Raw genomic sequence first — 26,446 nt, forward strand, 5'->3', positions numbered from 1 at the left:
CAGCCTCTGTTACAGCTTAAGTGGCAATGTGACTTAATAATTGACGTATTTCTGATAGTATAGCGGCTATCCGAAGTGTTGCATTTTCATCCAATCCATAAGTAGCAATGTGTTGTTCTAACGTTTCTATTGCAGAAGCCAGTTCATGTTTATTTGCCAGTACTAAGGCTCCCCGCATGCGATGTAACATGCTATTTATAGCATTAGTATTTTTTGCGTTAATCCCTTGCTCTAAATGTAATAAATCATCTTCCATTGTTTTTATAAATAGAGAGCGATGTTTTATCAGTACACTAGGTTCTAATAGCTGTTGCTGCAGATTCAGGTTATGCAAAGATTCATTAAGTGGCGTATTTGATAGCGTTTGCTTATGCAGTACCTTGGCCAGAACTTTTAGTTCAATGGGTTTGACTAGCCATGCATTCATGCCTGCGTCAAGACAGCGTTTTTCTTCATCCTGCATCGCGTTTGCAGTTAATCCGATGATCGGTATTTTAACGCCCTCCGAGCGAAGCTTACGCGCGAGACCATATCCATCCAGGTAAGGCATATTCACATCAGTAAATACAATGTCATAAGAAGATATATCCCATAAAGCTAAGGCTTCCTCACCATCGCTTGCTAAGGAAACTTCACAACCTAACCGTTCAAGCTGTCCTTGCAGGGTGATTTGATTCAATGGGTTATCTTCCGCAACCAGGACCCGTAGGTTGAACTGCGGCAACATAACTATAGAAGATGCAACCGTTGTTAATTTTTCGCCATGGAGTATCTGCTGAATACCAAAACCGATACTTTTTATATTGTGTGGGTCGATACCGTCAGCAATCTCGGTTTTAGTATAAAGAGGGATCACCAGTTGATGGCCTTTCCAGTCAACAATGGGGTTTTGTGGTTCACTCTGTATGTCTAAAAGAATCTGTTCCTCATCTTTTCCCCGCAATTGTTCAAGGACAGACGTTGCGCAAGCCCCCCAAAATTGTAACCAACTGATAATATTATCGGTTAATTGTGGATGAGGAGTACGTACAAAAATGTTAGAGCCGATCAGGTTTGGCTGTTCTGATCCTTGACCGTCATCAGAGATCGTTTCTAGATCGATTTCTAGATAAAATTTACTGCCTAACCCGGATTCGCTGATAAGTTGAATTTTGGTCCCCATCAGTTCTGCAAGACGATTACAAATAGATAACCCTAACCCTGCACCGCTAACCAAATAATTATTAGGATGAATCAGGTAAAATGGGGTAAACAAATTTTTATGCAGTGCTTGGTCAATACCTATACCACTGTCAATAACTTCAAATAAAAGGCAACTGCTTGATTTAATGTTATTTACTAGATGAAGGCGTACGATTACATAACCGGATTCGGTAAACTTAATAGCATTACTGATAAGATTATTTAGAATCTGTTTTATTCTTGCCTGATCTCCTCGTACAAGTGAAGGGACCTCAATTGAAATGACTGAAAATAAGAGTAACCCTTTATTATGAGCCATGGCAGAGTAGGTGCTTGTACAGTGTTGAACCAGTTCACGAGGATCAAACTCCACATTGTTTAATTGTAATTGGCCAGCTTCAATTTTACTGACATCGAGAATATCGCTGATCAATTGCATTAAAGATTGTGAGGCGATCTCTATTCGTTCCACATATTGACGCTGTTGTGAATTTAAGTTTGTTAAAGACAATAATTCTAAAGTACCAATTGCACCATAAAGTGGAGTCCGTATCTCATGGCTCATTGTGGCTAAAAATAGGGACTTTGCCTCATTTGCTTCATGTGCTGCTGTTTTAGCCTGTATAAGATTACGTTCGATTTCTGCGCGGGCACTCACATCGGTAAAAGCACATAACATCACATCATGTTGTTTGTATCGTGTCTGCGCATAAGCAACACAGAGCGTGAGATTGGCCGAGACTTCGAGTTGTTCGATCATGCCATCGCCATGTGTTGACAATAGCTTGCTAATAATTTTCTTTGAGTTTCTATTCGCACTAAAGTGTTGTCCATTCTCTATCTCTAGCCATGCCAGAGCCTGGTCATTAGCAAAGATCAATCTGCCTGAATGACGCGATACAAGACAAAGTGCCACAGGTGCGGTTTGAATTAGTGTACGATTAAATGCTTCACTTTCTAATAGGTTAGATTGTGCAATGTGAGCCGGCTTAAGTACCCGGCGTTCATACCATCTTGTATAGCCTAAACTCGTAATCAGACTGACTAAGAAAAGCAAAAACAGGCTTAGGGGCAACCAGCGGTTATCCTTAAGCATATCCACATAACTTATAAAATAGTAACCTGTCCAAGTTCCGGAGTTATCGACAACTTTAAAGACAACCCCATCTGGAGTAATATGCCAACCTTGCCTATCAAATTTTGGTACAGAACCTTCCCCTATCAGGGTGCCATATTTGCTGTGTTCTAACCAAAGGTTTTTATGACGACCTAGCCAAAAACGGCTCTGGATAGTGGGGTAAATAGTTCTTTCTAATATATTAATATTTACTGGATCTAAAATGGTTACTGCATACATACATTCTGGTTGTATTGTCGGCTGATTTGCTGACGGAGTGAACTCTCCTAATGAGATCAGACCAATCAATTTGCGCGGTAATGTTATATCTTTGAACCAAATTACATCATGGCTGCTATCATTTTCAATGTGTTTACAATCTGGTACAGCCACTTTCCCCAAATAAGAATGAACAGCGTTGATCACTTTATTGAAATTATCTATATCATATAGAATGTTTTTTTCTGATACGTTAAAAGCTGGCACGGTAATATTAAAATCATTCCTGGCGGAAACATAATAAGTTTCTGGTTCAGGAAAGAATGAAGGTGCCCAAAATACAGAATAAAAATCTGCAATATATCCACCGTAGAGATACATTTCAGTAAATAGCATAGAACAATCAATATCTGTAGAGCACGACCACGAAAATTCTGTATGTTCAGGCGATCGTTGACTGGTAAAAAAACGCTCCTGCCGATCTGAATTCACTTCAACCGGCTTGAACATTTCCTCTACTGTGCCGGAAACCGTTAGCAAAGGTTCATTATGATTGTGCAATTGTTGTAAAAATCGTTCTTGCTCTGCTGAATATTTAACCAGTGTGGAAAAGTCTAATTCCAAGCGGGTCTGCTCATGGCTAACGATGCGGACCATACCTGAAAATAGCATGGTAAGTAAGAGCAATGTGATAGTTAGCAAGACAAAAAGTAACAGATTCTGTCTACGAAATGCCCTGGTAACTTTAACGAAAGGAGTCTCTAGCATACCTTATGGGCTCTTGTTGAATATGCCGCTCACCTATAAAGATAAAGGGGAGCCTATTAGGCTGTGCTCTTTGATTGCGCGTAAGCGCCGCTGACAGTCATTTTGAGCACAAGGCCAGTATGAACAGTGCTGCGCGGCAAACAACACAGCAACGTGCTCAAATAAACAGTCCAATTTGGTTTGATTTGCCCCTGCGGCGTTGTTGTTATCTGTAACTCAAAGTGGGTGATGTCAGTATAAAGGTAGTCTATCCTCATCATCTTTCAAGCTGAAACTCGAAGTGTGGCGGGACACATACCAGTAGTATGACGGTAGTGGTGCACCACCTGATCGAGGCCTTGACTTTAAAATAACACAATGTCTGTCTGAACTCAGATATCCTCTCATTTTTCAATTTTAACATTTGGTTTTAGAATGCTCTCAGGACGTTAGTCTGGGAGCACGTCATGTCTGACCTTTCATGCTTTGTTGATTCTGTCTTCGGTGCCAATATACACCTGAAACACCTTCGGTCTCTCAGCAATGCAGCTACCGGCGTTATCTAAAGTGGTTCACTCGCCTCCATGCCATCGGCTCCGGCCTTGCTCTGGCAAACGGCCTCCAACGTAAATGCGCCATTAAGCAGGTTGATGGTCTGCTCAGCAATCCGGCTATTCACCTGCCTGACCTGTTCCGCGACTGGGTGCCGTTCATCGTGGCGCAGCGCGAAGCCATTATCGTGTCCATGGATTGGACCGAATTTGACGCCGAGAGGCACGCCACATTGGTGCTTAGCCTGAAGACAGAGCATGGACGCAATACTCCCTTGCTGGAAAGGTTCACAGCTCTCTTCAATCAACACACCTTTTGCCGGAAAACGCAGGGGGCGTTATGAACAAGATGTTAATGAGGGGATCTCTGAGCTGTCTGAAAGGTTTTTAAGGATCGGCTTATATCATCATGTGCAGAAATCTAGATAATAGCGGCTGTTATGAAGGTGCGTGTAAAAGATGTACCCCCAATTACCTCGAAGTGCAGGTTGAGTGGACTACCAGAAGCTTGGTAAATCAAAACCGTACTGAGCAATGCGGTCTACATCACCGTAGCTTGATGGGCTGCGGATATGGCAAAGCCGATTTCATAATACCGAAAGCAGACGAGTTCAATCTTCACCTCATACCGCATCCCAAAGGGAAGGTACACAAGATCAACAAGTTTGCGTCACTACCGACTCGTACGGTACTTTTTTGCTCCTTACAGACAACACAGATTACGCAAATGGAGGCAATATGTTTGCGCAACATTTAATAAAGTGGCCACAGGCTGGGCTGGTAGCTGGTTTTCTGCTTGGGGCTAATTTTGCTTTTGTGACCCCCGTGTTGGCTGAGACCTGTCAGGCAGAGGGCAACTGTAATATCCCTGTCAAATTTACTGGGGTTTACAAGGAAAATACTTGTGAAATAAGTATTGACGGCAAAGGGGATGATGCTGTTGTTCAATTGCCGAAAATAGCGACGGCGAACTTGCAAAGTGAAGGGAGTGAAGCAGGGAGTACGCAATTCAATATTGCGCTCAAAGCTTGCCCGGCAAACACGAATATCAATTTATATTTTGTATCTACCGGAATTGCCCCTGATACCGCTACCGGTAACCTGAAGAATGTGACTACGGGTGTAGGTATGAGTGCGGGGGTTCAGGTACGTTTGCGTAATACGCTTAACAACCAGATGCGTATTGATGATCCGAGCACTTTTCAACAATATGTTATTCCGGCTAACGGTGGTGAAGTGACCCAGCATTACAGTGCCAGTTACTATGCAGGAACCGCAAACGTTACTTCAGGGTTAGTAAATACTGTTGCAGGTATTGAGCTTCGTTATAATTGATATGGCAGACTCATCATACTTCACGTTTCCTGCATGTTAGCTGTTTTTCTCACCCCAGTTAATACTTATTTACGTTCGACTCTCGAGTTTGCCGCTTTAATGCTGCAACTCGCATATTTTGTACATACCAAACTTCAAGATGCAGGTTGCTTAAATTGGTCTGTAACTGATTTGAACGGTCCTCTGAAGGGATAAAGCTCACAGGTGGGGCGGGTAACACCGTCTCCTGCAGCTTGAAGTACGACGGTATAGGGTCACGATGATGAGGTCTCTCATAGCCTAAGGCGTGCACATATTTTCGGTACGTAAAGTAAACACAATATATCGACTGTACTGTTTTAAGGTTTCCCTTATATCACGAAGTACAGAAATATGGATAATAGATAGGGTGATGAAGCCTATTGTGGTATTACGATATTCAAATATTAGAAAGTGATTTTATTTTCTGTGTTTTAAGTCACCTGAATGTCATTACTAAAGTAATTTTAAGGTTTCCCTTATATCGTTAGACAAAGACATCTATATAATGTCTATCGAAGAAGTATCGCATAAGGAAATAGGGTTCACTGCCGTATTTTCTCATTAATCAGTCGTCATGACTTCCCAGTTTTTATCAATCAAGTAGTTTGTTAAGGATATTTTTAATGTTAAAGATTCAACACGTTGTTTGCGCATTGGCGATGGCTGTTTCTGTAGGCGCAAACGCAGTATCTAGCGGCACAGTAACGTTCAACGGTGAGTTGGTTGCTGACACCTGTACTATTTCTAGCGACAGCATCAACAAGATCGTTCAACTGCCAAAGATCCCTACTCAGGATCTGAACGTTGCTGGTGCTGAGCAAGGCTCTCGCGAGTTCCAGCTCAATGTTGAAGCCTGCCCAGCGAGCATTACTCAGGTTGCTGCACACTTTAACGCGATTGGTGGTTCTGCTTTCGACCCAACGACCGGTAACCTGGTGAATGCGTCAGCTGCAGCGACACCTGCTAAGCAAGTTCAAGTTCGTTTGTATAACGTCGACGGTAAGCAGATCCGTGTAGGTTCTACCGGTGAATTCTTCAATGTTGTTAATCAAAAAGCAACAATGACTTATGTTGGTGGTTACTACGCAACAGGCGTGACCACTCCTGGTCCGGTGACTTCTGTAGCTTCATACGTACTGGCTTACCCATAATCGCGTAGCCCGGTAAGCGGATGGGCTATTAGCAACCGCTGGGTAAAGTGAATACCGGGGGAGTCTCTCCGGTATGAAACGGAACAGTAGCGCGTAATCGTGTTACACGTGAGAGTGATAGCGGGATGATCTCGTCTGGGAACTCTCACGTTTGCCGCTTTAATGCTGCAACTCGCATTTGTACCTGCGGGCGTTCAGCTAGTAGAGAAACAGGAAATTGTTAGAAAAAACGCTTCAGAAGTGCAATATTTTGTAAATACCGAACTTACTTCAAGATGCAGGTTGCTTAAATCGGTCTGTAACTGATTTGAACTGCCCCTGAAGGGATGAAGCTCACAGGTGGGGCGGGTAACACCGTCTCCTGCAGCTTGAAGTACGACGGTATAGGGTCACGATGATGAGGTCTCTCATAGCCTAAGGCGTGCACATATTTTCGGTACGTAAAGTAAACACAATATATCGACTGTACTGTTTTAAGGTTTCCCTTATATCACGAAGTACAGAAATATGGATAATAGATAGGGTGATGAAGCCTATTGTGGTATTACGATATTAAAATATAATAAAGTGATTTTATTTTTTGTGTTTTAAGTCACCTGAATGTCATTACTAAAGTAATTTTAAGGTTTCCCTTATATCGTTAGACGAAGACGTTTATATAATGTCTATCGAAGAAGTATCGCATAAGGAAATAGGGTTCACTGCCGTATTTTCTCATTAATCAGTCGTCATGACTTCCCAGTTTTTATCAATCAAGTAGTTTGTTAAGGATATTTTTAATGTTAAAGATTCAACACGTTGTTTGCGCATTGGCGATGGCTGTTTCTGTAGGCGCAAACGCAGTATCTAGCGGCACAGTAACGTTCAACGGTGAGTTGGTTGCTGACACCTGTACTATTTCTAGCGACAGCATCAACAAGATCGTTCAACTGCCAAAGATCCCTACTCAGGATCTGAACGTTGCTGGTGCTGAGCAAGGCTCTCGCGAGTTCCAGCTCAATGTTGAAGCCTGCCCAGCGAGCATTACTCAGGTTGCTGCACACTTTAACGCGATTGGTGGTTCTGCTTTCGACCCAACGACCGGTAACCTGGTGAATGCGTCAACTGCAGCGACACCTGCTAAGCAAGTTCAAGTTCGTTTGTATAACGTCGACGGTAAGCAGATCCGTGTAGGTTCTACCGGTGAATTCTTCAATGTTGTTAATCAAAAAGCAACAATGACTTATGTTGGTGGTTACTACGCAACAGGCGTGACCACTCCTGGTCCGGTGACTTCTGTAGCTTCATACGTACTGGCTTACCCATAATCGCGTAGCCCGGTAAGCGGATGGGCTATTAGCAACCGCTGGGTAAAGTGAATACCGGGGGGAGTCTCTCCGGTATGAAATGGAACAGTAGCGCGTAATCGTGTTACACGTGAGAGTGATAGCGGGATGATCTCGTCTGGGAACTCTCACGTTTGCCGCTTTAATGTTGCAACTCGCATTTGTACCTGCGGGCGTTCAGCTAGTAGAGAAACAGGAAATTGTTAGAAAAAACGCTTCAGAAGTGCAATATTTTGTAAATACCGAACTTACTTCAAGATGCAGGTTGCTTAAATCGGTCTGTAACTGATTTGAACTGCCCCTGAAGGGATGAAGCTCACAGGTGGGGCGGGTAACACAGTCTCCTGCAGCTTGAAGTACGACGGCATAGGGTCACGATGATGAGGTCTCTCATAGCCTAAGGCGTGCACATATTTTCGGTACGTAAAGTAAACACAATATATCGACTGTACTGTTTTAAGGTTTCCCTTATATCACGAAGTACAGAAATATGGATAATAGATAGGGTGATGAAGCCTATTGTGGTATTACGATATTAAAATATAATAAAGTGATTTTATTTTTTGTGTTTTAAGTCACCTGAATGTCATTACTAAAGTAATTTTAAGGTTTCCCTTATATCGTTAGACGAAGACGTTTATATAATGTCTATCGAAGAAGTATCGCATAAGGAAATAGGGTTCACTGCCGTATTTTCTCATTAATCAGTCGTCATGACTTCCCAGTTTTTATCAATCAAGTAGTTTGTTAAGGATATTTTTAATGTTAAAGATTCAACACGTTGTTTGCGCATTGGCGATGGCTGTTTCTGTAGGCGCAAACGCAGTATCTAGCGGCACAGTAACGTTCAACGGTGAGTTGGTTGCTGACACCTGTACTATTTCTAGCGACAGCATCAACAAGATCGTTCAACTGCCAAAGATCCCTACTCAGGATCTGAACGTTGCTGGTGCTGAGCAAGGCTCTCGCGAGTTCCAGCTCAATGTTGAAGCCTGCCCAGCGAGCATTACTCAGGTTGCTGCACACTTTAACGCGATTGGTGGTTCTGCTTTCGACCCAACGACCGGTAACCTGGTGAATGCGTCAACTGCAGCGACACCTGCTAAGCAAGTTCAAGTTCGTTTGTATAACGTCGACGGTAAGCAGATCCGTGTAGGTTCTACCGGTGAATTCTTCAATGTTGTTAATCAAAAAGCAACAATGACTTATGTTGGTGGTTACTACGCGACTGGCGCAACCACTCCAGGTCCGGTGACTTCTGTAGCTTCATACGTACTGGCTTACCCATAATCGCGTAGCCCGGTAAGCGGATGGGCTATTAGCAACCGCTGGGTAAAGTGAATACCGGGGGGAGAGTCTCTCCCGGTATGAAACGGAACAGTAGCGCGTAACCGTGTTACACGTGAGAGTGATAGCGGGATGATCTCGTCTGGGGACTCTCTCATTATTAATGAGTGAACTCACTTTCAGTATTTAAAGTAAGAACAATATATTTACTTTACTGTTTTTAAGGCTTCCTTATATATCGGCAGGCGAAGAAGTTTTAACAATGTCTATCGAGATAGTGACTCACAATAAGTCGGGTTCAGCACCGTATTTCCTCATTAATCAGTCGCTATGACTTCTCAGTTCTCTCAGCCCAATAGTTTGTTAAGGATATTTTTTAATGCCTAATATTCAATATTTTGTCTGTACATTGGCGATGGCTATTTCTGTAGGCGCAAACGCAGTGTCTAGCGGTACAGTGACTTTTAACGGTGAGTTGACTGCTGATACTTGTACTATTTCTGCTGATAGCGTGAATAAGGTCGTTACCCTGCCAAAGGTCCCTACTCAGGATCTGAACGTTGCTGGCGCTGAACAAGGCTCTCGCGAGTTCCAGCTCAACGTTGAAGACTGTCCGGAGACCATTACCCAGGTTGCTGCACGCTTTAGTGCGAATGTAGCTTCTGATTACAATTCGGTTACTGGTAACCTTGTCAATGTGTCAACAGCAACGACACCCGCTAAGCAAGTTGAAATTCGTTTATACAACGTAGATGGTACTCCCATTGGCATAGGCTCTACCGGTGAATTCTTCAACGTTGTTGATCAAAAAGCCACGATGACTTATGTGGGTGGTTACTATGCAACGGGTGCTGCCACTCCTGGTCCAGTGACTTCTGTAGTTTCATACGAATTGGCCTACCCATAATCGTCTAGCCCAGTAAGCGAATGGGTTATTAGAACCATTGGGTAAAGTGAATACTGGGGAGAGACTTTCCTAGGGACTCTCAAGTTTGCTGATTTAACGCTGTAACTCACATTATTATTTTGTAAATACCGAACTTACTTCAAGATGCAGGTTGCTTAAATCGGTCTAGAACTGATTTGAACTGCCCCTGAAGGGATGAAGCTCACAGGTGGGGCGGGTAACACCGTCTCCTGCAGCTTGAAGTATGACGGCATAGGGTCACGATGATGAGGTCTCTCATAGCCTAAGGCGTGCACATATTTTCGGTACGTAAAGTAAACACAATATATCGACTGTACTGTTTTAAGGTTTCCCTTATATCACGAAGTACAGAAATATGGATAATAGATAGGGTGATGAAGCCTATTGTGGTATTACGATATTAAAATATAATAAAGTGATTTTATTTTTTGTGTTTTAAGTCACCTGAATGTCATTACTAAAGTAATTTTAAGGTTTCCCTTATATCGTTAGACAAAGACATCTATATAATGTCTATCGAAGAAATCTCTCATAAGGAAATAGGGTTCACTGCCGTATTTTCTCATTAATCAGTCGTCATGACTTCCCAGTTTTTATCAACCAAGTAGTTTGTTAAGGATATTTTTAATGTTAAAGATTCAACACGTTGTTTGCGCATTGGCGATGGCTGTTTCTGTAGGCGCAAACGCAGTATCTAGCGGCACAGTAACGTTCAACGGTGAGTTGGTTGCTGACACCTGTACTATTTCTAGCGACAGCATCAACAAGATCGTTCAACTGCCAAAGATCCCTACTCAGGATCTGAACGTTGCTGGTGCTGAGCAAGGCTCTCGCGAGTTCCAGCTCAATGTTGAAGCCTGCCCAGCGAGCATTACTCAGGTTGCTGCACACTTTAACGCGATTGGTGGTTCTGCTTTCGACCCAACGACCGGTAACCTGGTGAATGCGTCAACTGCAGCGACACCTGCTAAGCAAGTTCAAGTTCGTTTGTATAACGTCGACGGTAAGCAGATCCGTGTAGGTTCTACCGGTGAATTCTTCAATGTTGTTAATCAAAAAGCAACAATGACTTATGTTGGTGGTTACTACGCAACAGGCGTGACCACTCCTGGTCCGGTGACTTCTGTAGCTTCATACGTACTGGCTTACCCATAATCGCGTAGCCCGGTAAGCGGATGGGCTATTAGCAACCGCTGGGTAAAGTGAATACCGGGGGGAGAGTCTCTCCGGTATGAAATGGAACAGTAGCGCGTAATCGTGTTAATAGGTGAGAGTGATGCTAGTTTACTGGCCATTTAGCGCAAGGATGCGTGCACCCATGGATGGGTTCACGGTGTGTTGGCGTTGTGCGTCACTTTCACCAACTTGAAGCGTAAATAGGGCATTTCGTTAAAAGTGCTCGAACGCAAGGCTGGTCAAAACAGAAAAGAGAGGCTAAAAGGCAGTTTCTCTGATACTAAAACTGGGTAGCACTATATAAAAGTTGCCAGTCACTGAACCCTAATAAGACGAATGGGTATTGCAAGAACAATATTTATTCGCTTAGCCAGGGGTAAATGAGCAGAAAAGAAATAACAATTAAAATTTTAATATTCTGTTTTATAAGGCTTTAATTTTTTTATTGACTGTATTGCATTTTCCTGGGTCCATCCGTCAAGCAGCCTGTAACGAGAGCGTATAGTTACTCTTGGAGCGGGTTTTATACTTTTTGGTGCGGATTTTATACTTTTCTTGTGTTAGCTAGGAACATAGCGAAAGTATGGATTATACTAACAACGTTGATTAACGTACGGGTCAACGTTTTCCTCACCTTGTCACCGAAGGGCTGTGACAACAGACAGACGCTGTTTTTAACGGTGGCCTCGATAGTAATATCCGGTTCTGTAAGTTGGCAATAGTAGCCAATAGGAACAAACAAATTGACTTACGTTGTTTGCTGTTATGCCAGCAGTAACGCTACAGCGGTGAAGGATAAGAATTAAGTGGGGTTTGGCAACTTAGCTAGCACAACAGCTTTGAATGGCTGTCTCGATATGCGTAAAAGCGGTATGGCTGCCAGCCCTGTAATCGGTGATGTGTTTCTACCATCGCTGGCGCTCTGAGACTACTGGTGTGTGCTTGGCAAATGAGCAAGATGCCCGGGTCGACAGCCGAGAGTATACGATAATAGCATCACTTGATGCCCTATCATGACTCTGGGTGAGCACGGATGACCAGATATATGGTTGGCGTGCTGGGCAGCAGCACATCTTGCGGATAGATATCGATTTGCAGGATGTTAAATGAATGAGCAAGGACAACGCAGATTACGCAAATGGGAGACGTTTGCGCGACGGTCAGTAAAGTAACGGCAAGGTTAGCTGGTGACAGGGTTCCTGCTGAGGGCAGTTTACCCTCTAAATACCAGCGCTAATGTAAATCCCAGGACTGGTAAATATATTACTGGCTTTGAACTTCACTATCACTGAAGGGGGATATGCAGGTTATTTTTCAACAAAAAGTATTATTCCGTCGACTCGGGGTGGTCTCTGAGTCTTTAAAAAAGACAACATCAGTTAAAGGTATTGAAAGCACTATGGTCAGTAAAAATAGCTCGCAAAAGTTTATTGCGCGGAACCGAGCTCCTCGCGTGCAGATTGAGTACGATGTGGAAATCTACGGTTCCGAGAAAAAAGTTGAACTGCCATTCGTTATGGGCGTGATGGCTGATTTATCCGGTAAGCCGCTTGAGCCTCTCCCTTCGGTAGCCGACCGCCATTTCCTGAGTATCGACATCGATAACTTCGATGAGCGTATGAAGGCCATGCGTCCACGTGTCGCTTTTGCGGTGCCGAATACGCTGACCGGTGAAGGGCAGCTGATGGTCGACATCACCTTTGAAAGCATGAGTGATTTTTCGCCGGACGCTGTCGCGAAAAAGGTCGATTCCCTCTCGCAATTGCTGGATGCACGCACCCAGTTGGCAAATTTACAAACCTATATGGACGGTAAAGCCGGTGCAGAAGAGTTGGTGATGGCACTGCTCAAGGATCAATCCTTGCTGAAAGCACTGGCATCCGCGCCTAAAGAAGCCAAGGCTGCCGATACTAATGTGGATCAGGAAGACTAAGTGAAAGAGGGTATTATGTCTACATCGCAAACTAAGGTAAATCAGAGCCCGGCAGCGGAAGTTACCCGCTTTGACGACTTCAATTCTTTATTGACGAAAGAATTTAAAGCCAAATCAGAGCAGACTAAATCTGCCGTTGAAGGCGCAGTAAAAACGCTGGCAGAGCAGGCGTTGGCAAACAGCGTCACGGTCTCTGACGATGCGTATAAAAGCATTGCCTCGATCATTGCTGAAATTGATCGCAAACTGTCCGAACAGATTAACCTGATCCTGCATCACAGCGAGTATCAGGCGTTGGAGAGTGCCTGGCGTGGCCTGAATCACCTGGTCTTTAACACCGAGACAGATGAGAAGCTCAAACTGCGCTTTATGGACATCTCCAAGGAAGAACTGCGCCGCAACATGAAGCGCTACAAGGGGATCGCCTGGGATCAGAGCCCACTGTTCAAGAAAGTGTACGAAGAAGAGTATGGTCAACTGGGTGGTGAACCCTATGGCTGTCTGGTCGCGGACTACTACTTCGACCATACCGCGCCTGATGTGGATCTGTTGGCCTCTATCGGTAAAGTGGCCGCATCGGCCCACGTACCGTTCATTACTGGCGCATCACCGAATGTGCTGCAGATGGATTCATGGCAAGAGCTGTCCAATCCGCGTGACCTGACCAAAATCTTCACGCAGAACCTGGAATATGCAGCCTGGAACTCCCTGCGTCAGTCGGAAGATTCACGCTACATCGGTCTGGCCATGCCACGTTTCCTGGCACGCCTGCCATACGGTATCAAGACTAACCCAGTGGATGCCTTCCATTTCGAAGAGACCACTGATGGGGCAGATCACAGCAAATATGCCTGGGCTAACGCCGCTTACGCTATGGCCGTCAACATCAACCGCTCTTTCAAAGAGTACGGCTGGTGTACCCTGATCCGCGGTGTAGAAAGTGGTGGTGTGGTTGAAGGTTTGCCGTGCCATACCTTCCCAACCGACGATGGCGGCGTGGACATGAAGTGCCCGACCGAGATCGCCATTTCTGACCGTCGTGAAGCGGAGCTGGCGAAAAACGGTTTCATCCCGTTGGTACACCGTAAAAACACCGACTATGCTGCCTTCATCGGTGCACAGTCCTTGCAGAAGCCGGCAGAATATTACGATGCGGATGCAACGGCCAACGCCAATCTGTCAGCACGTCTGCCGTACCTGTTCGCCTGTTCGCGTTTTGCCCACTATCTGAAGTGCATCGTGCGTGACAAGATCGGTACATTCAAAGAGCGTGACGAGATGCAGCGCTGGTTGAACGATTGGGTAATGAACTATGTTGACGGTGACCCAGCCAACTCTTCGTTAGACATCAAAGCTCGTCGTCCACTGGCGGCGGCAGAAGTGGTTGTCGAGGATGTGGAAGGTAACCCAGGCTATTACCAGGCGAAATTCTTCCTGCGGCCACACTTCCAGTTGGAAGGGCTGACGGTTTCTCTGCGTATGGTTGCTAAACTGCCATCAGTGAAAGACGTCGCTTAAAGACCCGATAACGCTGCTATCAAGCAGCGTATCAGTAGTAGTAAAAAAAGATAGGTAATGGTTTCCATTACCCTCCGTATAGGGAGCATTGTGTGCTGGTTTCAGCACCGGGGCTGCTGACATTCAAAGCGTCCAGGAGGACGCATTGGAAATATAATTAACGTGCATAAAAGAGGATATTATGGCACAAGATATGTTTATTAAGATCGACGGTATTGAAGGGGAGTCTTTAGATACCACTCATAAAAACGAAATCCAGGTACTGGGCTGGAATTGGGATGTGTCACAGCATTCTAACATGCACAGCGGCTCTGGCGGTGGTTCGGGTAAAGCGACCGTAGCGGATTTCTGTTTTGAACACTACATGGATAAAGCCAGCCCTAACCTGCTGAGCTACTGCCTGTCAGGCAAGCACATTAAAAACATCCAGTTCGTAGTGCGTAAAGCGGGTGGTGACCCTCTTGAGTTCCTGATCATCAAGTTCACCGATGTGATTATCACTCGTGTTGCGATGGCCGGTTCTGTCCAGGACGAAACCCGTCCACGTGAAGAAGTGCGTTTCTCCTTCACAAAAATGACACAAGATTACGTGATGCAGAATGCTGAAGGTCATAAATCTGGTGTGATTTCTGCCAGCTATGACGTGAAAGCCAACCTGCACGGCTAATTATTGTCGTCTGTTGTTACCCTGCCACCCATTTATTGGGTGGTAGGGTTTACGTGCATTTGTCGGGATAAGGCGTGCAACAATGGCGAGTAAATGCCTGAAAAAAACCATGACGTGTTACCAAGGCCGGCGGCATAGCGTGTGGGTGGTACTGGTTGCTCTGTGGTTAACCGCCTGCAGTTCAAAACCGCCTCCAGATAACCGTGCACAGAGCGTGCATGTGACATTACAAACCGCCAAGGACGTCAATCCTAATGAGAATGGCAAGCCGAGTCCGGTGCGCGTTACCCTCTATCAATTGACGTTAAGTGACGAATTCCTTGCTAGTGATTTTTTTGGTCTGAGTGATGGCACTGAGGCAAAAAACCAGACGCACAAGAGTTATGACGCCATCATGGTGCCCGGAGAAAAAAAAGAAATAACGCTACCGGTTAATCAAGAAACCACTGCCATTGGCGTGGTCACGGCGTACCGGGACATTTCGGCAGCAGAATGGCGAGTGTTTTATATTATTCCACCCAGGCCCGAAACGCCTTGGTACAGTAACTGGTGGTCAAGCAATGATGCCTGGCAGCCTAACATGTTGGTTCGTATGGAACATCTGACTACATCAATTAAAATAATGGATTAAGCCGTGAGAACAAACAAAGTCGTCTGGAGTGAAGGCCTTTTTCTTCGTCCGCAACTTTTCCAGCAACAAGAACGCTATCTCGAGTATTACGCCCATAAGCGTGCTGCTACCATTACCCCTTTTTTCTGGGGATTTGCCCAATACGAAGTGGATAATGAAGCGTTATCGTACGGCAAACTGGTGATGCGCTCCGGCCGGGGTGTGTTGCCCGACGGTACGCCGTTTGATATGCCGGGCCATGCCGCCCTGCCAGAGCCGCTGACCATCACGCCAGATCACCTGGGAAAGTTGATTTATCTGGCTGTCCCGCTACGCTTAGATAACAGTGATGAAACGATTTTTGACGAGTATGACCTGAGTTCATTGGCGCGTTTCAAGGCGCAGGAAGCAGAACTCAATGATACCAACGCCATTCGTCAAGGGCCAAAACCGGTGCAACTGGCGCAGTTGCGCCTGCGATTGCTCTCGGAGACTGAGATGACCGAGTCCTGGATTGGTTTGCCATTAACGCGTGTGCGTGCGATACAACCGGATGGCAGCGTACTGCTGCACACCGAAGACTACATTCCGCCGGTCACGGGCTACGCGGCCAATGATTTGCTGACCGAATGGTTGACCCATCTAAATGGCTTGGTCAAGATGCGTGCCGAGATGCTGGCGCAGCGTCTGTCCAACAGCGACGGCAAAGCCAGCGCCAGTGCGGAAATTGTTGATTACCTGCTGCTGCAGATCTTCAATAAATACGAACCGATACTCGACCATTTACGGCATATTCCGGAACTGCCGCCGATCACGCTGTACCAGGAGTTGGCCAAATTTGCCGGTGAGCTGTCAACGTTCATTCGGGTCAAGACCCGCCGTCCGCGTCCGGCGCCCGGCTACGACCATGCGCGGCTGTACCCGTCGATCCGCCCGTTGGTGGATGATATCCACGATCTGCTCAACCAGATCCTGGTCCGTGCCGGTCAGATGATCCCGCTGGAGCCGCGTGGCAACGGCGTGTGGTCGGCTTCGATGCTCCCGGGTGAATTGCGCAGCTTCTCAAGCCTGGTATTGGCGGTGTCGGCGCAGTTACCGATGGATGTGTTGCAACATCAGTACGCAGCACAGGCCAAATTCAGTGCACCGCAGCAGTTGCACGAGCTGGTGCGTTCTCACCTGCCGGGATTGGAGATCCATGCGTTGCCGGTGCCACCGCGCCAAATCCCCTATACGGCAGGATACGTCTACTTCGAATTAATGAAGAGTGAACCTTTTTGGGACAAAATTGCCAGCACAGGGGCCATAGCCACACACGTGGCGGGTAACTTCCCTGGGTTGAAAATGGAGCTCTGGGGTATTAGAGACTGATGAGTGATAGCAGCGAAGCGAACCTGAACGGGGATTTCTCGGCGTTTTCCCCAAAAAGCACCAGCGAACCCCATGCACAAGCGCTGGGCCATTTCTTGCTGGACAGCCAAAGCCCGACAGGGGGATACGGTAACGATGCCGGCACCCGTTATGACGCCAGTCAACTGCGTAGAGAGAGTGTGCAACAGCGCGTGGCCGCGGTGCGGGCGTCATCGACCCCGTTGCTTGAAGCCGCGGAGCCGCTGTTACGTGCGCTGAGTGACATGCCTGACGAGGTAGAAGACCGCGATCAGGCGTCGCTGCTCAAGCAGAGCCTGAAGAATGAGATCACGCTGTTCAGTGTGGTGTGCGACGAGGCGGACCTTTCGTGGAAGAAAATGGCGATAGTCCGCTACTGTATCTGCACGGCGCTGGATGAAGCGGCACATGCCCGGCGTTGGGGCATGGACATGGGGTGGTCACAGAGCAACCTGCTCAACCACTTCGAAGGGGATAACGACGGCGGTAACAAGTTCTTCCTGCTGGTAGGCCGGTTGTCGATGAGTCCACAGGAGTATGCCGATGTTCTGGAAATCCTGTTGCGCATCATGGGACTGGGTTTTGAAGGGCGTTACAGCATCATTGAAAACGGTGAACGCCAACTGACGAAAATACGTCAACGTTTGCTGACGCTGTTGCAAAGCACGCGAGACAGCACGGTGGGGGCGCTGTCAGTACATGCACTCCCACAGCGTGAGGTAAAGAAGCAGCAGCGTTTTTTTGTGCCGGTGCGGGTATCACTGCTGTTTGCAGGCGTGTTGGTGGTGAGCAGCTTTATCACGTTCAAATACCTGCTGATGGTGCCGCAAGGTGAACTGCTTGAAGAGATGAAGGCCCTGATGCGTCAGCCTGAGGCTCAGCCGGTCAGTGCCCCGGTTGCCCCGGAACGATTGCGTTTGGCGATACTGTTGAAGGCGGAGATAGCGCAAAAGCTGGTGAGTGTTGATGAAACGGCGGGTAACAGTAAGGTGACCTTCCGGGGAGACTCGATGTTTAGGGTCGGCGCCGTCAGCGTGAAGCCAGAGATGTTGCCAGTGCTCAAGCGCGTGGCGGAGGAGATCCAGCGAGTGAAAGGGAGCGTGGTGGTGGTGGGTTATACCGATAGTACGCCGATCAACCGTCCGGGTTTACCGAACAACCAGGTGTTGTCGGAGAAACGAGCGGCGAGTGTGGCGCAATTGCTCCAACAGGCAGGTATCCCTGCCGATCGCATCCGCTTTGAAGGGCGAGGTGAGGGTGAGCCGCTTGCCAGTAACGATACCGCAGAAGGGCGAGCACAAAATCGTCGTGTAGAAATTTCTGTAACTTACTAGGCTGTGGCACTTGGCTGCATGCTAATAACGCAGTAATGTGCTTGTATGAAATTAAGGTGCTCAGCCTAGTATTAGTAGGTTAACTGGCTGAGCGACTTGAAATCTTGCAAATGTAGTCATACATACGTTGGGTATCGGCTAGTGAGCAGAGTCGAGTTCCCAGATTAAGCGTTGCCGCACTACCTGCCGCCACGCCGAAACGCACCATATCCACTAGATCTGCGCCAGTTGCCAATTTCAGTGCCATCGCGCCTACCATGCTATCCCCTGCGCCGACAGTGCTTATTTTCTTCACCGGAGGCGGGATTATTTGTACGCAGATATTACGGTCGACAGCAAGAGCGCCCTGTGGGCCGAGCGATACGACCACACGTTCTGCCCCACCTCGTTGCACCAATTCTTGTGCAGCAGTGCGCACATCATCGGGATCTGCCAATGTTTGCCCGAACAGCGCGGATAGCTCATTTTGATTGGGTTTTACCAACGCTAGCCCTCCCAAATTCAGGCAGGCCTGGAGAGCATCCCCAGAACTGTCAACGATACAGCGCAATCCCATTGCCTTTGCGTGCTTAACCAAGCCCGTTAACCTTTCAAGCGTGGTACCTGGCGGCAAACTGCCACTGATCACCAGAATCGAACCCTGGGGGATCTTTTGTACCTTCATCACAAGTTGTTCAAATTCCGCATCACTGATCCGTGCGCCTGGCATAACAAAGCGAAACTGTTCACCGCTATTGTCTGCATGGACATGCAGGTTCTGCCGCGTCCAATCTTGAGTTTTCAGGGTTTCTGTCTGAATGCCTTGACGATCAAGTAACTCTTTCAAATGCTCGCCTGTCGGGCCGCCGATCGGAAAGATTGCACTGGCTTGCCCACCAAGATAGACGATAGCCCGAGCGACGTTGATCCCACCACCGCCAGGTTCAAAAACGGGTACAGTGCAACGTAATTTACCTTCAGGGTAAATTTTTGCGGTGGTCGTTGCACTGTCTAGAGAGGGGGATAATGTTAAAGTAAAAATCTGAGTCATGATGGGCAAACCCTCTTATTTTGATTTTACTCTGTTGATTTGGTTGAAGAACAGATATCGGCAGGTAAGCCGATTGCTACTGTTAGGTATTCAACGTTTATTCAGGCTGGCTCTTTGTGGCATTCAAATCGGTTTCTGACTGGTTTGTACTGATAAATTGGCCACCTTTGCTACAGAGCTATCTGTACTCTTGGAAACCATGAGTCTCATTAATGAAGCCTATTCAGTAGGCCAGCATACTTAACACATTCATCGGGCTTTAAGTATATACAAAACTATTTGCGTAGCACTGAAGGTTTTGTCTCTTTTTGCAGTAAGTAAGCTGTCCTCTATTGTATAAAAAATACTGTCAACCGGAGTGTTGGTCCGTTTTCCCAGTACCCATCTTGGATGTTTAAGAGACCTTACAGCAGCATCAAGGGGCTCGAAAGTCGGTCAAGTATTCAATGTGTTGATTGTGTTGTAGATCACCCTGTTGACAGCGTGTATCGAATGGTGAAAGTTGATGTGGATTACCCGTTTTTTGAACAGGCTGAATCCGTTAAAAAACACGGTCTGGGAAAAGCCGGCCATCAGCGCTATCGGTGCCGCAAACAGTAATTGACAGCCTGAAAGACCGTCTTTTCAATCAGAATACTCGTATTGAGCTTTCTCCTGATGCGGAGCTGAATCTGGATCTTCGTTCGTTTGTTCTCACGCTGGACGTGAGTGAAAAAAGCCTGTCTACGGCCATCATTCCACGTCAAAGTGTTTTGGGCGCATCTTCGGTGCCGAATTTCGGCTCGGTACTCAACTACGATCTTGGTATATACAACAGCCAGGCAAAACAGGGGGATAACACCACTAATAGTTATCTGAGTCTTGATAATACCTTTGGCATTGCTGAACATCACTTTAACGTGAATGGCTCCTTCTATGGTATTGGGAACGCCCAGCAAACTACGGAGCTTTATCGGGCAATGTATGAGCGGGATATTAACGGGCATCGCCTGGCATTAGGCATGGTTGATACCTGGAATCTACAGTCGATTGGCAGTATTTCGGCACTAAATAGCAGTAAGGTCTATGGCCTGACTTACGGTAACAAATCCTCCACGCGGATCCATCATAACCAGTATTCGTTGACGCCAATCACCGTCTTTTTACCCAGTGCAGGGGAAGTGCACATTTACCGCCAAGGGCGCCTGTTGAACATTCAGAACTTCCCTATGGGGAGCTTTGAAGTAGATACCAGCCGTTTGCCATTTGGTATTTATGATGTTGATGTTGATGTCGAGGTGGTGATTGACGGTAAAGTCCATTCACGGATGCGTCAGACCATCAACAAAGCTTTTTCCGGCAGTAATATTCAGGCTAATCAAACCAGTTGGCAGCTCTACGGCGGCTATATGGATTACGATAAGCGCAGCTACCGCATCAACGACGCCAACGTTATCAATGGTACTCGCCAGACTTACCTGGCTGGAGGCGCGGCTGCGGTGTCGATACCGGAAATACTTAAGGTCACTTCCGTACCGGTAATTTTAGGGTTAGCGGTGCAAACCTCCAGCTACACCTTTGATCGTCATGTGGTGAACGAAACCTCTGTGAATCTGAGCGTGAACCAATCTGCCACTCTGGGTTGGCAAGGGCTTATTTCACAAGGTGGGCGCTATCGTAATATTTTCAGCATCAGTACGTTACTGCCGGGAGGGTTCGGTTCGTTGTGGGCCAACCGTGAGAAAAGTCACATTGGCGATAGCCTGCCTGTCTACGAGTCAGATACCTATTCGTATGGTGGCACTTTTAGCCTGAACCGGTTATTTGAGCGCGGAGGGCAAATCACACTGAGCCGTACCGTAGATAAACGCGATCGCAGCAAATCGAACAACCTTGAATATTCAACGGCACTGTTTTCCGGACGCTACGGTTCGGTGAATCTTCGCGCGGGCATACAGCGTTATCAGTACGATTACCAGTCAAACAGTATCAATCAGCGCTATATCGCGTTGGACTTCTCGTTACCCCTGGCGGCCTGGCTGAGTACCGGTGTCTCTTCGAGCAATGGTAACGTGCGTGCCAATCTGGCAGCGAACAAAAACTTTGAAAATTCGGCTATCACCTCTGCGGGCTTCAATCTGGCGAAGCTGGTTAAAGATAAGTACAACGGTGAAAGTGACTATTCCGCTTCTGGCTACGCTGCATTTGATACCAAATACAGTACGGGCACGCTCACCCTTTCACGACCCGATAACAACCACCTCAACGGTAATCTCACCGCTCGAGGTTCTGTCGCCTACAGCGATAAAAAATTCGCTGCCAGCGGTATTCAAGAGAAGTCTGGTGTGATTGTGAAAACCAATATCCTTGACAATGCGGTGCTTTCCGCACAGGTCAATGGCCGTAATTATCGCCTGAGCGGCGCTGATAACTTTATTCCGCTACCACCTTATGCCCAATATAAGGTTGAACTGATGAATGATAAAAACTCGATGGACAGTTTTGACATCGTGAAAGGGCGAACCCGTAATGTCACGCTCTATCCAGGGAACATTGCCGTTTATGAACCAGAAGTCAAGCAGTTGGTCACGGTGTTCGGCCGAATGACGACCGAGAATGGCCAGGCGCTGGCTAATGCAGCAGTACGCAACCACATCGGAAAAACAACCACGGATGCGCAGGGGGCCTTCTCTATGGATGTCGATAAGCGTTTCCCAAGCGTTTCGTTAACTACCGAGGATAACGGGATTTGTGAGGTGGATCTCGACCTGGGCAAAGCCCGGGGTGTGAAGTGGGTCGGTGATGTGGTCTGTAAGCCGCAGACCGTCTTGGCACAACGATAACAACAGGGGGATTAAACGATGAAACCGCGCAATTTTATCATATTAGCTGTGGGTTTACTTTTGGCTTCATTCACCATTCAGGCTGCTAACGTGAAGAACCAGTATTTATTTGTCGAGAATCAGATTGATGGCGAGTACTTCGTTACGCCGCTGACGCTTGACCCTCGCTTTACCGGTGCCAACATGTTTACTAAATATGCGTCGAACAGGCAACTCAGCTTGGGTTATATGGGTGCTTTTGGCCTTATGGCGCTTAATTCCTTTGCTGATATCTGGCTGGAAGACTCGCCGATAGATCGGCCTTTCGTCGGTGATCGCTGCTGGCGAAGCGAAAAAACCTGTCCGGCAGATGGCTATCTGCCGGGCTACATAGGTAAAAACGGTGTTTACCACATAAAAGTAAGCACTTGGTTGGGCGAGGCGGGATTCCCTCGTGGCGTATTCTCTAACTCAGCCTATGAGTATTTTAGAAATGTCCCCGTGGGCGCGGTGAATGTCTATAAGTACCACTATTGTTACACGACCAAAGATTATGTCCTGCCGCCGGGCAAAGTTGTGTCTCGGTGGGGGGAACGCAGGGAAACGATCAATTCACCATCACTAAAGCGGGCGACTTAAAGCTTGAATCATCAAACGCGCTGGAAGAGATTTTTATCGACAGTAATGGCAACCCGGTTATTGGATTAGGCTCACATTTTTGTACCGTAGGCTACATTGGTGCGCAATCCGGGGCTATCTGTAGACTGGTGAATTACTCGTTGGAGGGAACGATGATTGCGCCAGTGCGTGTAAATTTGAGGGTCAATACGGCTGCACTAGGGTTCACTCCTGCCGCAAACACGATACGGCTCAGCCCAGACGGTGCTAACAATTGGGTGTCCTACAGCTCAACCACGCAGGCCTCAAGGCTATTCAAAACAGGTGATGGGGGTATTTATGTGTTCTTTTCCCAGACATTCTTGAAGAATCTGATCGATCGTGGTGTTGATTTGGCTCACAGCCAGGATTTTTTCACTTTCCTATTTACCAGCCTTTCAGCTCCGCAGTCGGGGTATTACGAGTTCACCCCTTCGAACACCATTATTATCCACCCGCGCGATTATGGTATCAGCATCGTTTCCAAGGATTTGGTTGCCAAGCCTGTGCGCGAAGGAAAGGTGGGGGAAAAGGAGCCACCGATTGTTTTCGATTATACCGTGACCACAAGCGGGCCGAGGCAGGCCGATGTGATTGCTGCACAGGTTTCCGGCCCGATGGAGATAGTCAATCAGCGTCCGTACTGTATATTTTCCTCCAGCGATGGCAAGTTCCGTGTTCCGTTCTCCGCCTATCTGGCTTATACCGATAGCAGTGGGAAAACCGTCCGTTCGCGCAATAGTTGTGATAACTCGACTATCAGCCTGAATCCGGCGCGCTGGGTGGAATCAACCTGGCCCGACCCCTATCAGAATGATGGCAGTTTTTATCGCACCGACTTATCGCTCACTTTCCCGATGAATGAACCGCAATCGATGCGGACTCTGGATGGACAGGACTGGATGGGCATGGTGAGCGCCTCTGGTGAGGTGCGGGTTACGGCCATCTGGACAGGCGTAGATATTAAGAAATGATTATGATGATTTCAGGCGATTCTCGTCAATTGCCCAAGGCGCCGAGGCTGCCTCCAAAAACCGTCATCAAGATGGAAAGTGGAAGGTATCGAGGGCGTAACGTAGAACACGGGCTTTGTGCGCTTGCCCCTTTAGGTAGGGGATACTGGGGGGCACGACCACGTTACTTGTCGTTTCTGCGGCCGGCAAAATCTTGCGGTATATACACCATTAAGGCGTATGGTCTGGTTTTGTGGCTGGTGGCACTTATGCTCGCGTTTCCGGCACAGGCGATTTATCTCTCTTCCGGCGTGTTTACGCTGGAGAGCGGCAAGCGTTTCTTATCGCGCCAGTTTGTGAATAATACTCAAAGTACCAATCTGTACGTCATTAATGCTTACCGGATTAATAAGCCGGGGGTCGATGAGCGCCCTTTGCCGGTGGAGCATGGCTAGATACTATACACGCCACTGAAGAAAATCGTGGAACCTGGCGGTTGGGAATATTTTAAAATCCTCTATCGTGGGGCAGCTGATGAGCGAGAACGTTATTATCGTATCGTCATTAAAGAGATCCCTGCCAATGCGATTTCCATACCGAATCAAAGCAAAATGCCTCTGATTTCACCCACGGTAGCGCTTGACACCATTCTGGTGATTAGGCCGCGTAAGATGCATTTCACTTATCAATATGATCCACAGTCTGGGGTGCTGAAAAATACCGGTAATAGCTATTTCCGCGTGATGATCCACCAGAGTTGTCTGGCCGAAGATGACACGGCCAAGGTGTTTAATCTGCTGCCAGGGGAAAGCTATACCGGAGCGGACCTGCGCGGACAGCATCGCAAGTTCATTATTGCGCTCGACAAGTATATCCGTCTGGGGAAACAGTGTTTCGAATCTATTCCCTCTTCTTAGAGCCTATCCCGGTAGGCTCTGTTAACTCCCTGCCAGGGGTACTCATGTGTAATTGAAGGACACGGCCTAGATTTCCCTGCGCCCCAGGTAGCGCTCTTTCAATAGCGATGCAGCGATAGCGATATCAAGGATCGGGGAGGGAGGTAGATAGTTTGCCTTGCCAAGTTCCTGCATTGCACCGATCAGCGGGTGATCCTGGCCCAATGCAAAGTCTGCCAGCAGCGTCCCGGCGACGGTCTGCTTGGAGACTCCAGCACCATTGCATCCACCTGCAGTGTAGATATTTTTACTCAACGCGCCCCAAACTGGTGCCCCGTTCCTGGTCACGCTGATGGTGCCTGACCAGGTCCGAGTGAGGGGAACGTCCCCCAGTTGCGGGTAAATTTTCTGGAAAAGCCGTTGGTGTAACTGGGTTGCCTGATAGGTCTGCACAGCCGTGACCCTGCCATTCAATGCTGCTGCAACATGTTGACGTATCAGGAAACGGTGATCCTGGGTATAACGTAATGTTGCTCCGGCAATTGCATTGACCGGTGTTAACCCCCAACTGCTCATCGCGGGGAGTCTCTTACGCTGCTCCTCGGTCAATGGTGCAGTAATGCTGGCAAAGGTGGCCATAGCCGCCTGTTTGCTAGTCACTGGGGCAAGCTCCCTGGAAAGGGCATTGGTGGCCAGCATGATATTGGCCGCTTTAATCGTGCCATAAGGCGTTACCACTTGTGCTATAGCACCTGGCAGGATCTTTAGTACCGGCGTGTTATTATGAACCGTCACATTCTCTGGCAGACTATTCGCCAGTGCGTTAATCAATTTGGCAGGATTAACCAGGATTGTGCTGGGAGTATAAATACCTTTATGGTAAAAGCGCGTTCCTAGTTTTTGATATAGTGATTCTTTTTCTAATATTTGATACGGCTCATTCATAGTATCGAGATTGTCAGTATATTCTTTCAATACACGTTCTTGGGTAGTATCAACCTGGCAGTGATATTTACCGACATTCTCCCATTCACATTCGATATCTTGTTGCTCAATCACAGTTGTTAATTGATTGATCCCTTCTTGTAATAAAGAACGATAAGACTGAGCTTTTTTTAGCTCTGCTGTGGAACTGCCAATATTATGGGGTAACCCGATAATAAACCCTGAATTTCTTGCCGATGAACTCTCTGCTGCACAAGCTGCATCAATGACGATAATCTTCAGATTTCGATCATGACTTGCTAGCCGTCTGGCAAAGGAAACCCCGGTAAATCCTGAACCTACCACTACCCAGTCAGCCTGGTTATCCCCCACAAGTGTTGGGTAAGCTGCGGGTAACATATCTTCTTGTAACCAGCCATTCTGGTTTTGATTTAACGGCACTGATGCGTACTTCAAATCTAACGTCCTTTTAAAAGTTTTACTCTAAAGGTGAACCTGAAAGGGTTATAAAGCTTTTGACCAGAATGAACCAGTAGATTCATTCAATGGTGAAAATTTTCAATTTAACTACCCGCCATCTCATGATGTGCTGAATATTATTCTGTTATTTTTGCAAATGTATGTTTAGTATCAAAATATACCTGTTGTCGTGCTATCGGGTGCGTTATTCGCTG

Annotated in this window: 20 protein-coding genes and 1 pseudogene; 18 read left to right on the plus strand and 3 right to left on the minus strand. The window is 47.1% G+C overall.

Going from position 1 to position 26,446, the window contains the following annotated elements; translation table 11 throughout:
* Positions 1–16: 16 nt before the first annotated feature.
* The gene (locus OK023_RS01925) at positions 17–3,286 is read right to left on the minus strand and encodes a hybrid sensor histidine kinase/response regulator (RefSeq protein ID WP_317694519.1); all 3,270 of its coding nucleotides are present in this window, start codon (positions 3,284–3,286) and stop codon (positions 17–19) included.
* Between the two features lie 446 nt (positions 3,287–3,732).
* Here OK023_RS01925 and OK023_RS01930 point away from each other — a divergent pair.
* The 13 genes and pseudogenes from OK023_RS01930 to tssL all read left to right on the plus strand — a co-directional run.
* Positions 3,733–4,097 (plus strand): annotated as a pseudogene (locus OK023_RS01930) (IS4 family transposase); the annotation flags it as partial.
* Between the two features lie 457 nt (positions 4,098–4,554).
* On the plus strand, positions 4,555–5,151 hold the full coding sequence (locus OK023_RS01935) for a fimbrial protein (protein ID WP_317694520.1): 597 nt from the start codon (positions 4,555–4,557) through the stop codon (positions 5,149–5,151).
* A gap of 644 nt (positions 5,152–5,795) precedes the next feature.
* Positions 5,796–6,323, plus strand: coding sequence for a fimbrial protein (locus OK023_RS01940; RefSeq protein ID WP_317694521.1), 528 nt, complete (start codon positions 5,796–5,798; stop codon positions 6,321–6,323).
* 779 nt (positions 6,324–7,102) lie between these two features.
* Complete coding sequence (locus OK023_RS01945; RefSeq protein ID WP_317694522.1) at positions 7,103–7,630, plus strand: fimbrial protein; 528 nt, start codon at positions 7,103–7,105, stop codon at positions 7,628–7,630.
* 780 nt (positions 7,631–8,410) lie between these two features.
* Positions 8,411–8,938: a fimbrial protein gene (locus OK023_RS01950; protein WP_317694524.1), complete on the plus strand. Its 528-nt coding sequence runs from the start codon at positions 8,411–8,413 to the stop codon at positions 8,936–8,938.
* 376 nt (positions 8,939–9,314) lie between these two features.
* Positions 9,315–9,842, plus strand: a complete 528-nt coding sequence (locus OK023_RS01955; RefSeq protein ID WP_317694525.1) for a fimbrial protein — start codon at positions 9,315–9,317, stop codon at positions 9,840–9,842.
* A gap of 648 nt (positions 9,843–10,490) precedes the next feature.
* A complete protein-coding gene (locus tag OK023_RS01960; protein WP_317694522.1) occupies positions 10,491–11,018 on the plus strand; it encodes a fimbrial protein in 528 nt (175 codons plus the stop codon).
* Positions 11,019–12,438: 1,420 nt separating this feature from the next.
* On the plus strand, positions 12,439–12,972 hold the full coding sequence (tssB, locus tag OK023_RS01965) for a type VI secretion system contractile sheath small subunit (protein WP_317694505.1): 534 nt from the start codon (positions 12,439–12,441) through the stop codon (positions 12,970–12,972).
* A 15-nt stretch (positions 12,973–12,987) separates the two neighbouring features.
* Complete coding sequence (gene tssC, locus OK023_RS01970; RefSeq protein WP_317694506.1) at positions 12,988–14,490, plus strand: type VI secretion system contractile sheath large subunit; 1,503 nt, start codon at positions 12,988–12,990, stop codon at positions 14,488–14,490.
* A gap of 181 nt (positions 14,491–14,671) precedes the next feature.
* The gene (locus OK023_RS01975) at positions 14,672–15,157 is read left to right on the plus strand and encodes an Hcp family type VI secretion system effector (protein WP_317694507.1); all 486 of its coding nucleotides are present in this window, start codon (positions 14,672–14,674) and stop codon (positions 15,155–15,157) included.
* A gap of 82 nt (positions 15,158–15,239) precedes the next feature.
* Positions 15,240–15,788, plus strand: coding sequence for a type VI secretion system lipoprotein TssJ (gene tssJ, locus OK023_RS01980; RefSeq protein WP_317694508.1), 549 nt, complete (start codon positions 15,240–15,242; stop codon positions 15,786–15,788).
* Between the two features lie 3 nt (positions 15,789–15,791).
* Positions 15,792–17,138 (plus strand): type VI secretion system baseplate subunit TssK, encoded by a 1,347-nt coding sequence (gene tssK, locus OK023_RS01985; RefSeq protein ID WP_317694509.1) that lies wholly within the window; start codon positions 15,792–15,794, stop codon positions 17,136–17,138.
* Positions 17,138–18,490, plus strand: a complete 1,353-nt coding sequence (tssL, locus tag OK023_RS01990; protein ID WP_317694511.1) for a type VI secretion system protein TssL, long form — start codon at positions 17,138–17,140, stop codon at positions 18,488–18,490. The genes tssK and tssL overlap by 1 nt, the downstream gene beginning before the upstream one ends.
* Positions 18,491–18,569: 79 nt before the next feature.
* On the opposite strand, the gene pfkB is transcribed toward tssL, so the two are convergent.
* Positions 18,570–19,520: a 6-phosphofructokinase II gene (pfkB, locus tag OK023_RS01995; protein WP_317694526.1), complete on the minus strand. Its 951-nt coding sequence runs from the start codon at positions 19,518–19,520 to the stop codon at positions 18,570–18,572.
* A 584-nt stretch (positions 19,521–20,104) separates the two neighbouring features.
* Here pfkB and OK023_RS02005 point away from each other — a divergent pair.
* The 5 genes from OK023_RS02005 to OK023_RS02025 all read left to right on the plus strand — a co-directional run bounded on the left by OK023_RS02005 (position 20,105) and on the right by OK023_RS02025 (position 24,848).
* Positions 20,105–22,342, plus strand: coding sequence for a CS1-pili formation C-terminal domain-containing protein (locus OK023_RS02005; protein WP_411569380.1), 2,238 nt, complete (start codon positions 20,105–20,107; stop codon positions 22,340–22,342).
* Between the two features lie 18 nt (positions 22,343–22,360).
* Positions 22,361–22,960 (plus strand): hypothetical protein, encoded by a 600-nt coding sequence (locus tag OK023_RS02010; protein WP_317694527.1) that lies wholly within the window; start codon positions 22,361–22,363, stop codon positions 22,958–22,960.
* Positions 22,906–23,952 (plus strand): hypothetical protein, encoded by a 1,047-nt coding sequence (locus tag OK023_RS02015; RefSeq protein WP_317694528.1) that lies wholly within the window; start codon positions 22,906–22,908, stop codon positions 23,950–23,952. The genes OK023_RS02010 and OK023_RS02015 overlap by 55 nt, the downstream gene beginning before the upstream one ends.
* 248 nt (positions 23,953–24,200) lie before the next feature.
* The gene (locus OK023_RS02020) at positions 24,201–24,386 is read left to right on the plus strand and encodes a hypothetical protein (RefSeq protein WP_317694529.1); all 186 of its coding nucleotides are present in this window, start codon (positions 24,201–24,203) and stop codon (positions 24,384–24,386) included.
* Positions 24,387–24,413: 27 nt separating this feature from the next.
* Positions 24,414–24,848 carry a hypothetical protein gene (locus tag OK023_RS02025; RefSeq protein WP_317694530.1) on the plus strand — a complete coding sequence of 145 codons (435 nt, stop codon included), beginning with the start codon at positions 24,414–24,416 and terminating at the stop codon, positions 24,846–24,848.
* 66 nt (positions 24,849–24,914) lie between these two features.
* On the opposite strand, the gene OK023_RS02030 is transcribed toward OK023_RS02025, so the two are convergent.
* Positions 24,915–26,228 carry an FAD-binding oxidoreductase gene (locus tag OK023_RS02030; RefSeq protein ID WP_317694531.1) on the minus strand — a complete coding sequence of 438 codons (1,314 nt, stop codon included), beginning with the start codon at positions 26,226–26,228 and terminating at the stop codon, positions 24,915–24,917.
* Between the last annotated feature and the right edge of the window lie 218 nt (positions 26,229–26,446).

This window comes from Serratia sp. UGAL515B_01 (assembly GCF_033095805.1).
Lineage (GTDB): Bacteria > Pseudomonadota > Gammaproteobacteria > Enterobacterales > Enterobacteriaceae > Chania.

Coding starts and splice junctions, on each gene's coding strand:
- OK023_RS01925 (WP_317694519.1), bottom strand. CDS start 3,286: ATGCTAGAGACTCCTTTCGTTAAAGTTACCAGGGCATTTCGTAGACAG.
- OK023_RS01935 (WP_317694520.1), top strand. CDS start 4,555: ATGTTTGCGCAACATTTAATAAAGTGGCCACAGGCTGGGCTGGTAGCT.
- OK023_RS01940 (WP_317694521.1), top strand. CDS start 5,796: ATGTTAAAGATTCAACACGTTGTTTGCGCATTGGCGATGGCTGTTTCT.
- OK023_RS01945 (WP_317694522.1), top strand. CDS start 7,103: ATGTTAAAGATTCAACACGTTGTTTGCGCATTGGCGATGGCTGTTTCT.
- OK023_RS01950 (WP_317694524.1), top strand. CDS start 8,411: ATGTTAAAGATTCAACACGTTGTTTGCGCATTGGCGATGGCTGTTTCT.
- OK023_RS01955 (WP_317694525.1), top strand. CDS start 9,315: ATGCCTAATATTCAATATTTTGTCTGTACATTGGCGATGGCTATTTCT.
- OK023_RS01960 (WP_317694522.1), top strand. CDS start 10,491: ATGTTAAAGATTCAACACGTTGTTTGCGCATTGGCGATGGCTGTTTCT.
- tssB (WP_317694505.1), top strand. CDS start 12,439: ATGGTCAGTAAAAATAGCTCGCAAAAGTTTATTGCGCGGAACCGAGCT.
- tssC (WP_317694506.1), top strand. CDS start 12,988: ATGTCTACATCGCAAACTAAGGTAAATCAGAGCCCGGCAGCGGAAGTT.
- OK023_RS01975 (WP_317694507.1), top strand. CDS start 14,672: ATGGCACAAGATATGTTTATTAAGATCGACGGTATTGAAGGGGAGTCT.
- tssJ (WP_317694508.1), top strand. CDS start 15,240: ATGGCGAGTAAATGCCTGAAAAAAACCATGACGTGTTACCAAGGCCGG.
- tssL (WP_317694511.1), top strand. CDS start 17,138: ATGAGTGATAGCAGCGAAGCGAACCTGAACGGGGATTTCTCGGCGTTT.
- pfkB (WP_317694526.1), bottom strand. CDS start 19,520: ATGACTCAGATTTTTACTTTAACATTATCCCCCTCTCTAGACAGTGCA.
- OK023_RS02010 (WP_317694527.1), top strand. CDS start 22,361: ATGAAACCGCGCAATTTTATCATATTAGCTGTGGGTTTACTTTTGGCT.
- OK023_RS02020 (WP_317694529.1), top strand. CDS start 24,201: ATGCTCGCGTTTCCGGCACAGGCGATTTATCTCTCTTCCGGCGTGTTT.